The following is a 12,261-nucleotide window of genomic DNA, read 5'->3' as shown; positions in this document are numbered from 1 at the left end:
TCCCGTTCAGTCGTCTATCGACGCCTCTGTACTTGGCGATGCATATCCCGGCGCCAGCACAGCATTGCGCACACCGTAGATGGCAAGGTGGTCTTTCAACCAAAGCCGGTACTCGGGGCCGCGCAGGCTATGGTCGGGGGAACAATCGACACTCCATTTGCGCAGGATGTACCCGGCCGTGGCTGCACGCAGCTTCATCCGCAGCACGCCGCCCTGCATGCCGTAGTCCATTTCGGTGATCTCTGGCCGGGGCTGGTCCGGATGGGGAACCAGTTCCAGCTCGACGATCCGTGTCCACTGAATGTCCTGATCGCTCATCTCGTGAGCCGCCACTGGCTGGCCCTTGAGCACGACAGGGCGTCTGATCCGGGTGATGACGAAATCCCGGAAATCCTGGGATTTGCGGTCGAACGCGCGAACGTGCCAGCGCAGACCGTTGTCGATCAGCGCAAACGGAACGATCTCGCGCTCCGTGCGACCGCTTGAGATGGAGTGGTACTCGATGCCGAGCGGGCACTCGTAATGAATGGCCCGAGTGACGCTCGCCAAGATTGCCAGGTCAGGGTGAGTGAGCCGGGACGGGCTCTCGCTGGCCACCCACGCCTTGATGTGCATCGGTTCACCGTCGCCAAACCCCTGGGTCAGCCACGACAACACCCGCTCGGGTGGGAAATCGAAGATCGGCTGGAAGCTCGAACCCAGGACGTAGAACTTGCCTTTGCCGTCGTAGTCGATATTGCCCGGAGCCAAGTCCTTGTACAGCGCCAGATCCCTGGACGCGGCAGCGGACTGGATACCAAAACGCGCGACCAAGTCCTGGCGGCGCATCTCCCCAATGAAGCGCAGACGCAATTCCACGAACGCGAGGCGGTCACGCTGTGGCTGGGTGAGATCGGCAAGCTGTTGGTGGGGCATCCTGACTGGCTCGTTCGGGTTAGCGAATGCTCGTGTAAATTTCTGCAGAAAGTATATGGTCTGTGTGGAAAGACGTCTATAAATCTAAGTTGATTCACTAGTTAGCTGTATTATGATAACCATTTTTGAGGCGCAAATGAGTGATCCGGCGTGGACTGGCAGGCGCTTCAGTCCAGCGCAGCGCGCCAGGAGTGACGTGGACTGGACGTGCATCCAGCAGGTCACTGCGGACGAGAGCTGGTGCGAATAGATCGCTGATACGGAACAGGAGCACGACCCATGGAACTGCGACACCTTCGCTGCTTTGTGGCTCTCGCAGAAGAGCTGCACTTCACACGGGCCGCAGAGCGCCTGCATATCGAACAGCCACCCTTGTCCCGCGCCATCAAAGAGCTTGAGGATGATCTGGGTGTGGTGCTCTTCGAGCGCAACCGCCGAGGCACGGTACTGACCGAGGCGGGAGCAACGTTCCTGCAAGATGTGCGCAGAGTGTTCGCCGTCCTCAAACAGGCTCAGGAGAACGTACAGGCGGTCGCTGCGGGCCTGAGCGGAAGCCTTCGCATTGCCGTATCCGACGGTGCAATCGATCCCAGGCTGTCGGCCCTCCTGGCCCGCTGCCGCGAGGAAGAGCCGGAGATCGAGATTCGCCTGTCCGAAGTGCCGTTGGCCGATCAGTTGCGTGGTTTGCGCTCAGGTGACTTCTCGATCGGGTTTGCGCACACGGCGGAAGTCGGCGACGACATCGTTACCGAGCCACTCTGGCACGATCCGCTGGTGGTAGCCGTGCCCGCCCGGCATCCTTTACTTTCACACAAGGCTGTTCCGCTGCATCAGCTTGCGATCTACCCACTGGTCTTATGTGACCCGCAGGCATGCGAAGGCTACCATCGTGAACTGGCGCGGCTGCTGCGGCCTTTGGAGCGTCCACCCGACGTCGCCGAGCACGTGTCGTCATTGGACATGATGCTCACCCTGGTCGGTGCCGGCTACGGGGTAGGCTTCATCACCGAAACCAGGATCGCGGCGAGCCTGCGCCCCGACGTGGTGATCCGCCCTCTGGCCATGGATTCCGCAGTCATCACGACCTACTTGCTACGGCCCGCCGGCGAGGACTCGCCGGTGTCGGTGGAACGATTCATCGCGCGCCTGCGCGCGCACTCGGACGATTGATCCGCAGCGGCCAGGACTGGCTGCCTGAAGCCTGCCAGTGCGGTATCCGGAGGAGAAGTCTCGTCAATAATGTTCACTGGTGGTAAAATTCCAGGGTACTTACGCTCGTCGCAACCCGTGAGAAAGCAAGCGCCATGAATGTTGGACAAGCCATTCGACTGTGCCGAACGCAACGGGGCGTCTCTCAAAGCACCATTGCGAACCGAGCCAATTGCTCCGTGTCGTACTTGTCGATGCTTGAGAACAATAAGCGCGACCCGACACTTTCGACGGTTACAAGAATTGCCGAGGCATTGCATGTGCCTGTCGGCCTGCTGTTCGTTCTGGCTGCCGACCAAAGCGAACTGGGTGCGATAGACGAGCACGTCGCCGATCAGTTAATGCAGTCTGCGCTGGCATCACTGGGAGCATCGGCCAACATGACAGCGCAGGTGGGAGGCCACTATGGCTAATGCCGAACAACTCAAGGCGTTGGTGAAATCCCATATCGAGCGGGATGACCAGCACTTCTATTCCGTCGCCATGCAGGTCGCGGCTCGTGAAGCCAAGGTGGGGCATGGCAAGCTTGCCGAAGAACTGCGCGACATGATCGACGCGGCGAAAGCCCGTGTCTCATCGCATGGCACCGAGGGCAAACTGGTGCCATTGGCCCGTCCACGCGGTGAACTGGCGAACTTGCTGACGGTGTCCTACCCAAAGAATCGACTGTCGGACATGGTGCTCGATGCGGAGATGGCCGAACAGCTTGGCCGCATCATGAAGGAACAGAAGCACCATTCGCGTATCCGCGAGCATGGCCTGTCGCCGAGACGTAAATTGTTGCTGGTCGGCCCGCCTGGCACCGGCAAAACGATGACGGCCTCTGTGCTGGCCGGTGAACTGGGTATCCCGCTGTTTTCTGTTCGGCTGGATGCCCTGATTACCAAGTTCATGGGAGAGACCGCCGCCAAGCTGCGTCAAATATTCGATGCCATCAATGATGTGCGGGGTGTTTACTTCTTTGATGAGTTCGATGCCATCGGCTCGCAAAGAGGGCTGGCCAATGACGTGGGTGAGATTCGGCGGGTACTGAACAGCTTTCTGCAAATGATTGAAAGCGATCAATCCCATAGCCTGATCGTCGCAGCGACGAACCATGTGGAGATCCTTGACTACGCACTTTTCCGCCGGTTTGATGATGTGATCGAGTATCGGTTTCCAGGTGCGCCGCAAGCCGCCAGGCTGATCCAGTCGCGGCTTGGGAAGTTCGCGCCCAAACCTTTTCCACTCAAGGCGCTTACAAGCAGAGCGGAGGGTTTGAGCTACGCAGAGATTAAACGTGCAGTGGATGAGTCCATCAAGGAAGCGGTGATGCACGACGAGGCGTGTGTGAAGGTGGATATGCTGACACGCGCTCTCGATGAGCGCCGCAAATTAAGCTTCAGAATGAATCACAAGAAGGCCGTACCGAACCATGCCGGATCAGCCACAAGCTAAACGCCCACACTTCATTCTTCGAAATACATCAAAGACCGTCGGGTTTACCGCACATTCTCCGGGCGGTGGCCCAACGCAAAACGTACCGGCCTTGCCTCGGCCGCAACAGAGTGCGTCCCTCCGAGCACAAATCGAGATCTTGAAGCCTGCTGTGGCAGAGGCGGTGCGAGTTCAAGGGGAACTGCAACTGGAAAGTGGCCTTGGCTTGCAAATCCAGTTTTCCAGTCAACCGGATGTTGAGCTGGCGTTCGAGAGCTTGGCGGATGCTCGCAAGAGGATTGAGCTTCTCAGTGTTCGTCACGAGGGCAACCGGACCTTCGCCAATGTCTTTGTCCCTGATGGAAAGCTGGCGCATTTCGAGAAATACATTTCCGACTACCTCGAAGAGAAAAAGGATCGTAACGGCAAGGCGCGAGATCACCGCAAGCTGATCGATGCCATCGAATCCATCCGGGCAGCAGAAATCAGGGCTCTGTGGACTGACGCCCCCGAATTGCTGCCTGACGATCTCGCGACCGCCTTCTGGTGGGAGGTCTGGCTTCCGGTTCGAGGGGCGGGACAGCGGCAAATCGTTGTAGAGGACTTCAAGAAACTTGCTCGATTGGCGGAATGTGTCGTCAGTGACAAGCAGGTCAATTTCCCCGAACGCACGGTGCTGTTGATGTATGGATCGCAGCAGCAGTTCTCGCGGTCGGTGATGACGCTGAACTGTGTGGCTGAACTTCGCTATGCCAAGGAGACTGCTGAGTTCTTCGATGGCATGGGCGTACGCGAGCAGCAGGCGTGGGCGGACGACTTGCTGCGTCGTGCCCGGTTGCAGCCGTCGGACGATACGGCTCCCCGCGTCTGCCTGTTGGATTCCGGAGTGACTCGTGCGCATCCGCTCTTGGCGCCTTTGATGGATGCGAGCGATTTGCATACCGTGGAGCCGGCCTGGGGCGTGGATGATGAGGCTGATCATGGCACCGGCCTGGCGGGCTTGGCTGCCTATGGCGATCTCACGGATGCTCTGGCCTCTGCTGATTCAATCAATGTCCCTCATCGACTGGAGTCGGTGAAGCTGATACCGGCGGAAGGTGCGAATGAAGGTGATGCGCGCCACCACGCTTATCTTTTCACGGAAGGCGTCGCGCGGCCTGAAATCTCTGCGCCGAATCGGTCGCGCGTGTTTGCTTCGGCGGTGACGGCTTCGGACTACCGTGACCGTGGCCGTCCTTCCTCGTGGTCTGCTGCTGTCGATGGCCTTGCTGCGGATACCGATGGGGCTGGTGAAAGTCCGCGCCTGTTCGTGCTGTCCGCCGGCAACACGCGCGACCCCAATGCGTGGGCTGGATATCCCGATAGCCTTTCCACCAATCTCGTGCATGACCCCGGCCAGGCATGGAACGCAATCACGGTGGGTGCTTGTACTGACAAGATCGACACGGAAGGTCATCCTTCCTTGAGCCCCGTCGCCGAAGCCGGCGGCCTCAGCCCCTTCACGACGACAACCAGAACGTGGGATCGGGCATGGCCGTTGAAGCCCGAGGTTGTGCTGGAAGGAGGCAATACGGCCAAGGATGAACTGGGTGCGGTCGGTATGGCCAGCCTGAACTTGCTGACGACCCACAACCAGCCGCTGGATCGCCTGTTCACCACCAGCAACGCCACCAGTGCCGCGTCGGCATTGTGTGCGGGAATGGTGGCTCAGATCATGGCGGCCTATCCGCACCTCCGGCCGGAAACCGTGCGTGCGTTGCTGGTGCATTCTGCGCAATGGAGCGAGGCCATGCGCGGGATGTTCCTGCCCGTGGTGCCGAACAAGGACGATTACGTTCACTTGATTCGCCATTGCGGCTGGGGAGTCCCGGATTTGAACCGGGCACTATGGAGCGCGGGAGACTCGCTGACCTTGCTGGTTGAGGACGTGGTACAGCCTTACGCGAAGGTTTCAGGCAAGGTCGTGACGCGCGACATGAATTTGCATTCCTTGCCTTGGCCGAAGGATGAGTTGGAGGCATTGCAGGACACGCCCGTCGAGATGCGTGTCACGCTCTCCTACTTCATCGAACCCAATCCTTCGGCACGTGGTGTGGCCTCGAAGTATCACTACCCTTCGCATCGCCTGCGATTCGATGTGCAGCGTCCGCTGGATGCATCCACCGAGCATTTTGTCGCACGGGTGAATGCGGCAGCGCAGCGCGAGGATGAGGGTGACCCTGTGAACCCCTCAGATCCCAATTGGCTGTTGGGCGAACGGCAGCGGCATCGTGGTTCGCTGCATCAGGATGTCTGGAAAGGTACGGCGGCTGACTTGGCCAGCCGTGGCTTCATTGCTGTGTATCCTTCGGCTGGGTGGTGGCGGACACGGCCTGCGCTGGAACGTTATGGCCTGCCGGCGCGATATAGCTTGGTGGTATCCATTCAGACCCAGCAGACGGACGTTGATCTTTACGCTGCTATTTCCCAGAAAATCCCTGTGGCTAATGTTGTGGTTGTCGATACGTAAGAGGCATTCCAGTGTTCCGCTGTCGGGCTAAGCACCCGCCCGGCGCCGTTGGCTGCGACAGCTTGCGCTGCCAATATCCGAAAAGACACTTACGACCGCTATGCCGAATCTTGCGGCTCACTGCCCGCGCTGAGGTTCTTTTCAGTCGCGGCCATCAATTCGCTGGCGCTTATCCCGAGTGCGGCAGCGATTTTCAGTATCAAAGGCAGCGTCGGCACATGCTCCCCGCGTTCGATCTTGCCCATGTGCGAACGCGATATTCCCGCCTGATACGCAAAATCGTCTTGAGCGACCCCCTGCGCGACGCGAGCGGCACGCACGGCCCGCCCGAAAGCTAATGCTGGTTCGGATTCATATGTGGGTGTGCCAGGTGGACGACCTGGCTGAATAGTAAGCTTCTGCATCAACAGAAGCGTCAAACAATCCTCTTAAATTAACCACGTTAAACATATAGACGTTAAACTTCTCTCTTTACTATGATGCTGGTTTGCCCTTGACCTGCTTCGTCGCTTCTGTAGGTTCTCCGTGGACAACATCACCAGCCAACCCGCCCACCTCAGGCTTGCGATTGCGCCAGGCGTATCGTCATCTCAGCTCTCGGCGCTGCTCGCGCTGCAACGAGCGGAAGAACCCGAGGTCAGCATCACGTTCTTTGAAGTGGCAGGTGACGAGCTGCTTGATGGGCTTCGTGAAGGCCGCTACGACGTGGGAATGTCGCTTCAAGGAGCGAGCGATCCGGCCCTGGAAACCCAGCCCTTGTGGATTGAGCACATGGCCGTTGCGATACCGCTGAGGCTTCCCTTGCTTGAGCAGGCATCGCTCACCATCGCCGACCTCCAGAACTATCCGATCTTTCGCTGGGAGGCTGAGACCTGTTCTTCGCTGGATCGTCGGCTGCTCGCGCGTCTGCCTGCTGACCCGCAGAACCTTCAGTACGTGACTTCCTTCGAGATGATGGCGCTATGGGTTTCTGCCGGCTACGGTGTCGGGGTATCCGCACAATCGCGTATCAAGCACGCCCCTGGATGGGGAGTCAGCATGCGACCACTGGACGACGGCCCCTACGAAATCGTGGCGCACCTGCATAGGCCCCAGGGGCAAGCGAACCCTGTTTCCGAACGGTTCGAGCGCAGGGCACTGCAGATCGCAAAAGCGCTCCCTTCCTGATCGCAGTGGCTGTCGGTAGCTGCCAGCAGAAGGCGGTGGATTTATGCCTTTCGCCAAGAGGGGTGATGTGGTACATTCAGAGGCCACTTCTGGTTTTAATAACCAGAAAAAATCTTTATTAATCAATGGGTTGGCTGCCTTGGGTGATTCCCTTCACCCGCTCCACTCTCTCCAAGGCGCCCCGCCTGTCACAGCCCGCAGCGGCTGAACTGTACAAACACCGACCTTTTGATCTGACACCCCACTTTGGCATCAGCAATGCGCTTTAATTAAGCCGATTGCGTATTCCTCAGCCTCGTGCGCCTAGTCGAAAGGACCCGTTCATGCTGCTTTCCCGCTGGCTTCCGGGCCTGGCCAATCTCCTGCATTACCGCCGTGAATGGCTCCATGCCGACGTGCAAGCCGGGTTGTCGGTCGCCGCAATTCAGATTCCAATCGCCATTGCCTACGCACAGATTGTCGGCCTGCCACCGCAGTACGGGCTATACGCCTGCATTCTGCCAATGATGGTCTATGCCCTGGTCGGCAGTTCACGGCAGTTGATGGTTGGCCCCGATGCCGCCACCTGTGCCATGGTGGCCGGCGCCATTGCGCCTTTAGCCATGGGTGACCCCGCGCGCCTCGCGCAGTTGTCGGTGATTGTCACTCTGCTGGTTGGGTTGATGCTGATCGCTGCCGGGGTGGCCCGTGCCGGCTTTATTGCCAGTTTCTTCTCGCGGCCGATTCTGATCGGCTACCTCAACGGTATCGGCCTGAGCCTGCTGGCCGGGCAACTGGGCAAAGTCCTCGGCTTCAAGATTGAAGGCAACGGTTTCATTCTCAGCCTGATCAACCTGCTGGAACGCCTCGGGGAAATCCATTGGGTCACTCTGAGTATCGGCATGGCCGGCCTGGCGCTACTGATTTGGCTGCCGCGTAAATACCCGCGCTTACCTTCCGCATTGGTTACGGTCGTGATTGCCACGCTGGTGGTTGGCGTGTTCGGTCTGGACCGCTATGGCGTAGCGATTCTCGGTCCGGTACCGGCTGGCATGCCCGAGCTGGCCTGGCCGCAAACCAACCTTGAAGAAATGAAAAGCCTGTTGCGCGACGCCCTGGGTATCGCCACCGTCAGTTTTTGCAGCGCCATGCTCACCGCACGCAGCTTTGCCGCCCGTCATGGCTACGCAATCAACGCCAACCACGAATTTCTGGCCCTCGGGGTGACCAACATCGCCGCCGGGGTTTCACAGGGCTTCGCCATCAGTGGTGCCGACTCGCGTACTGCCGTCAACGACATGGTCGGAGGCAAAAGCCAGCTGGTAGGCATTATCGCTGCGCTGGTGATTGCCATGATCCTGCTGTTCTTTACCGCGCCGATGGCCTGGATCCCCCAAGCCGCTTTGGGGGCGGTTCTGCTGATGGCCGGTTGGGGGCTGATCGATGTGAAGTCCCTGGGCAAAATCTACAAGCTCAGCCGTTTTGAATTCTGGCTGTGCGTGCTGACCACCGTTGGGGTGCTGGGCGTGGGGGTCTTGCCGGGCATCATCATCGCCGTGACCCTGGCCATTCTGCGTTTGCTCTACAGCATCTATCAGCCCACCGATGCAGTACTTGGCTGGGTGCCTGGGATTGAAGGCCAGGTGGATATCGAAGGGCACAAGGATGCGCGCACGGTCAAAGGCCTGGTGGTGTACCGCTTCGACGATGCGATCCTGTTCTTCAACGCCGACTACTTCAAAATGCGCCTGCTCGAAGCGGTGCAACGGGAACTGGAGCCACGGGCGGTGCTGTTCGATGCCGAAGCGGTGACGTCCATCGACGTCAGTGGCATTGCTGCACTGCGCGAAGTGCGCGAAACCCTGAAGGCCCGCGGTATTCACTTCGCTATTGCCCGCGCCCGTGGACGTTTTCTGCGCATGCTGGTGCGCTCGGGCATGGCTCGGGAAATGGAGCAGCAGTTGCTGTTCGGCTCGGTTCGCGCCGGGATACGTGCCTATCGCGTATGGCGTAACCGCACCCGCAAAGAGGCCCAGTAGGAGCGGGCTTGCCCCGCGATTCGGTTTTACAGGTATATCGCTATCGCGGGGCAAGCCCGCTCCTACCGTTGTGGCATCAGCCCTGGCAGTGCATGCATCAGGGCATTGACGGCAAAGCCGATGAACATCACCCCGCAGGCGCGGGTGATCCACAGTTCATAACGGGTGTAGAGGGTGCGCACATGGCGGGCGCCAACAATCGCGATCAGGATCACGTAGGCCAGCAAGCCGCCCACAAAACTCAGGGCAATCAGCGCCGGCAGCATTGACCATTCCAGGCTCTCGGCACGGCTGGAGATCAGGGCAGTGAAGGTCGCCACCGCCACCGGGTACGCCTTGGGGTTGGTCAAGCCAAACACGATGCCATGCAAGAATGGCTTGCGCACCGGCCCTTGCTCACCCCCGCCATTGCCCGGACGGCTGCGCAGCGCACGCAGGCCCAACCAGAACAGGTACAGACCGCTGACCAGGCCGAGAATGTCGAACACCGAACTGCCGATCTGCCGCGCGCCAACAATGGCCACCAGCGCCGTGCTGCACCACAGCACATCACCCAGCAGGTGCCCGCAGAGAAATCCAGCCCCGGCCTTGCGTCCGCGAGTGGCACCGATGCCCAACACCGCAAGCACACCAGGCCCCGGGGTGATGCCATAGATAAAACCGGAAGCCAGCACGGCAAACAGCAGCGACAAGGTCATTGGGGCGCGGATCCTGAGCGAGGGCACAAAGGACGGAGTCTACGGCAGCCGCCAACACCAGACCAGATATTCAGAAGCCCTGAGCCTCAAGGATCTGCGCTTCACTCAGCACGGCTGGCCGGGAAAAGTACTGCAGCAAGCGACCACTGCGGTTAGTGAAAATGCCATCGACGCCAGCCGCCATGACCTTGGCGAAGTCCACGTCCTCATCCACGGTGTACACATGCACCAGCAGCCCTTTGTCATGGCTCAGCTGGTTCATCCACGGCTGCACCAGATCGGCATAACTCTGCGCACCGCCAGCGCTGAGCGCAGCAGAGGGGCCAGTGCCTATAGCGCCCGCAGCCTTGGCGTAATCGAGCCAGCGTTCAAACTCTGCTCTGCTGCGCGGTTGCTGGCGGGCATAGAAGGCCGCTTTGTCGGTTTCGCCAGACTGCGCAAAACTCTGCGTCGAGGCAGGTTCGATGCTGCCCTTGCCGATCCACAACAACAGCACTTTGGGCACCTGAGGCATGTGCTTGTGCAGCAAGGCCAGGCTGTTACGGTCAAAACTCTGCAACACCACCCTGCCCGGCTGCTCGAGCCAGCCACGTGCCTGCAGACGCGCGTTCAGGTCTGCTTCGATACCTGGAAACAAGCTTGGCACTTTGGTCTCGATGTACAGGCCTGGGCGCTTCTGTGCATCGCCTTCGGCAATATCCATGACCTCATCCAGAGTGAGGATCTGCAAGCCCTTGAAGCCCGGCCGCGCCCGTTCAGGGTAGGCCTGGTTGAACCAGCTGCCGGCATCCAATGACTTGAGTTCAGCCAGGGTGAAGGCATTGACCGGACTGTCCTTGCGCTCGGGAAAGCGTTCGGCGACATCGCTGGTGCGCTGTAAATCGTTGTCGTGAACCGCCACCAACACGCCCTCTTTGCTGCGCTGCAGGTCCAGTTCGAGGTAGTCGGCCCCCAGCTCGCGCGCCAGCACGTAAGCCGCAGCGGTGGACTCCGGGGCATCGAACGAGGCGCCGCGATGGGCAATCACCGCCGGATAGGCAATGCCCTGACGCGCAGCCAGTTCACGACCCGGCTCGGCCTCGGCAAGTCCAGCCAGAGGCAGCAGCATCAAACAGCACAACCTGGCAATTGCTTGCATCGTCATCACCCTTCCTCTTGATCGATTGCGAATCCAGCATAGTCACCCACGCTGATGACAACGCAGTGGCATGGTACAGTCGCGCCGATCACGTGCCTGACCTGGAACCCTGCCCCATGCCCCACACCGACCTCGATTCCAGCCTCTATGTCTGGCCTGAGCTGATTGCCCGCCACCCGTGCAGCGGCCTGTTGCTGGGCAATGGTGCCAGTCGAGCCGTGTGGCGCCCGTTCACCTATTTTTCCCTGTTCGAACAAGCGCAACGGGTACGCCACAAGCCCTTGAGCCTGACCGACCAGGCCTTGTTCAAATCCTACGGCAGCGAGCTGTTCGAACCGGTGCTCAGCGCCCTGAACACCACGGTACGGATCAACGCCGCCCTGGCGATCAGTTCGTCGGCACCGCTGAACCGCTACTACGCGATCAAAGAAGCGCTGATTCACGCCGTGCGCAGCGTGCACATCCCTTGGCGCCTGTTGCCAACATCGACCTTGCAGCACATCAACGCTGAACTGCGCCGCTATCACAGCGTGTATTCAAGCAATTACGACCTGCTCTGCCACTGGGCCGCCAGCCAGAGCCCGGAAGCTTTCCAGATGCTGTTCGATGAAGAAGGCAGCTTCGATATCCGCCGCACGCACACCCCGGGCACCCGCTTGCTGTACCTGCACGGAGGCCTGCACCTGCTCAAGCAGCAAGATGGCAGTACCCGTCAACGCAGCGCCAGCGGCAGCGAGCTGCTCGACGGTTTTGCCGTTAACACACCGGGGGATGTACCGCTGTTCGTCAACGAGAGCAGCAGCGACGACAAGCTCAAAGCGATCCGCAGCTCTGACTACCTGAGCTGGTGCCTGGGCGAACTGGCACGCCATCAAGGCGGCTTGTGCCTGTTCGGTCAGCACCTGGATGCCAGCGATCGCCACCTGCTGGAGGCGATCAAGCAAGCGCGCCCTGCGCACATCGCCATCGCCATCCGGCCGTTGAGCGAAGCGTCGATCATCAGCCAGAAACAGCACTACGCCCAGCGTTTTGCCGACACCCCGCACATACCGTTGTATTTCTTCGACGCCACCAGCCACCCCTTGGGCGCACCTGGCCTGGAAGTCGAGGCGCCGGTCGCGATGCGCAAGCGGAAATAAATGCCGCGACACTTTTCTCGTGGCAAATAGTAATCACTATCGATACCATTCG

11 protein-coding genes are annotated in these 12,261 nt (G+C 59.8%); 7 read left to right on the top strand and 4 right to left on the bottom strand.

Annotated elements, in window-relative coordinates:
• Positions 1-6: 6 nt before the first annotated feature.
• Entirely contained in the window at positions 7-915 is a 909-nt protein-coding gene (locus tag ACVWSC_RS05730; RefSeq protein WP_003158909.1) for a WYL domain-containing transcriptional regulator, read from the bottom strand.
• Positions 916-1,194: 279 nt separating this feature from the next.
• Between ACVWSC_RS05730 and ACVWSC_RS05725 the strand changes: the two genes are divergently transcribed.
• The 4 genes from ACVWSC_RS05725 to ACVWSC_RS05710 all read left to right on the top strand — a co-directional run bounded on the left by ACVWSC_RS05725 (position 1,195) and on the right by ACVWSC_RS05710 (position 6,049).
• Positions 1,195-2,085, top strand: coding sequence for a LysR family transcriptional regulator (locus ACVWSC_RS05725; RefSeq protein ID WP_003158908.1), 891 nt, complete (start codon positions 1,195-1,197; stop codon positions 2,083-2,085).
• Between the two features lie 134 nt (positions 2,086-2,219).
• On the top strand, positions 2,220-2,537 hold the full coding sequence (locus ACVWSC_RS05720) for a helix-turn-helix domain-containing protein (RefSeq protein ID WP_023464296.1): 318 nt from the start codon (positions 2,220-2,222) through the stop codon (positions 2,535-2,537).
• On the top strand, positions 2,530-3,561 hold the full coding sequence (locus tag ACVWSC_RS05715; protein ID WP_003158906.1) for an AAA family ATPase: 1,032 nt from the start codon (positions 2,530-2,532) through the stop codon (positions 3,559-3,561). The genes ACVWSC_RS05720 and ACVWSC_RS05715 overlap by 8 nt, the downstream gene beginning before the upstream one ends.
• 139 nt (positions 3,562-3,700) lie before the next feature.
• Complete coding sequence (locus ACVWSC_RS05710; RefSeq protein ID WP_176031468.1) at positions 3,701-6,049, top strand: S8 family peptidase; 2,349 nt, start codon at positions 3,701-3,703, stop codon at positions 6,047-6,049.
• Positions 6,050-6,147: 98 nt separating this feature from the next.
• On the opposite strand, the gene ACVWSC_RS05705 is transcribed toward ACVWSC_RS05710, so the two are convergent.
• Positions 6,148-6,468 (bottom strand): helix-turn-helix domain-containing protein, encoded by a 321-nt coding sequence (locus ACVWSC_RS05705; RefSeq protein ID WP_023464294.1) that lies wholly within the window; start codon positions 6,466-6,468, stop codon positions 6,148-6,150.
• A gap of 106 nt (positions 6,469-6,574) precedes the next feature.
• Between ACVWSC_RS05705 and ACVWSC_RS05700 the strand changes: the two genes are divergently transcribed.
• A complete protein-coding gene (locus ACVWSC_RS05700) occupies positions 6,575-7,216 on the top strand; it encodes a substrate-binding domain-containing protein (protein ID WP_003158902.1) in 642 nt (213 codons plus the stop codon).
• Between the two features lie 323 nt (positions 7,217-7,539).
• Complete coding sequence (locus tag ACVWSC_RS05695; protein ID WP_442112442.1) at positions 7,540-9,234, top strand: SulP family inorganic anion transporter; 1,695 nt, start codon at positions 7,540-7,542, stop codon at positions 9,232-9,234.
• A 62-nt stretch (positions 9,235-9,296) separates the two neighbouring features.
• On the opposite strand, the gene ACVWSC_RS05690 is transcribed toward ACVWSC_RS05695, so the two are convergent.
• The gene (locus ACVWSC_RS05690; protein WP_442112441.1) at positions 9,297-9,932 is read right to left on the bottom strand and encodes a LysE family translocator; all 636 of its coding nucleotides are present in this window, start codon (positions 9,930-9,932) and stop codon (positions 9,297-9,299) included.
• Positions 9,933-10,002: 70 nt separating this feature from the next.
• Complete coding sequence (locus ACVWSC_RS05685; protein WP_442114260.1) at positions 10,003-11,070, bottom strand: glycerophosphodiester phosphodiesterase; 1,068 nt, start codon at positions 11,068-11,070, stop codon at positions 10,003-10,005.
• A 116-nt stretch (positions 11,071-11,186) separates the two neighbouring features.
• Between ACVWSC_RS05685 and ACVWSC_RS05680 the strand changes: the two genes are divergently transcribed.
• Entirely contained in the window at positions 11,187-12,209 is a 1,023-nt protein-coding gene (locus tag ACVWSC_RS05680) for a DUF4917 family protein (protein WP_442112440.1), read from the top strand.
• Positions 12,210-12,261 lie beyond the last annotated feature (52 nt).

The organism is Pseudomonas sp. NUPR-002 (assembly GCF_056322725.1).
The sequence above is the reverse complement of the archived record's forward strand: the minus strand, read 5'-3'. Positions and strand labels throughout refer to the sequence as shown.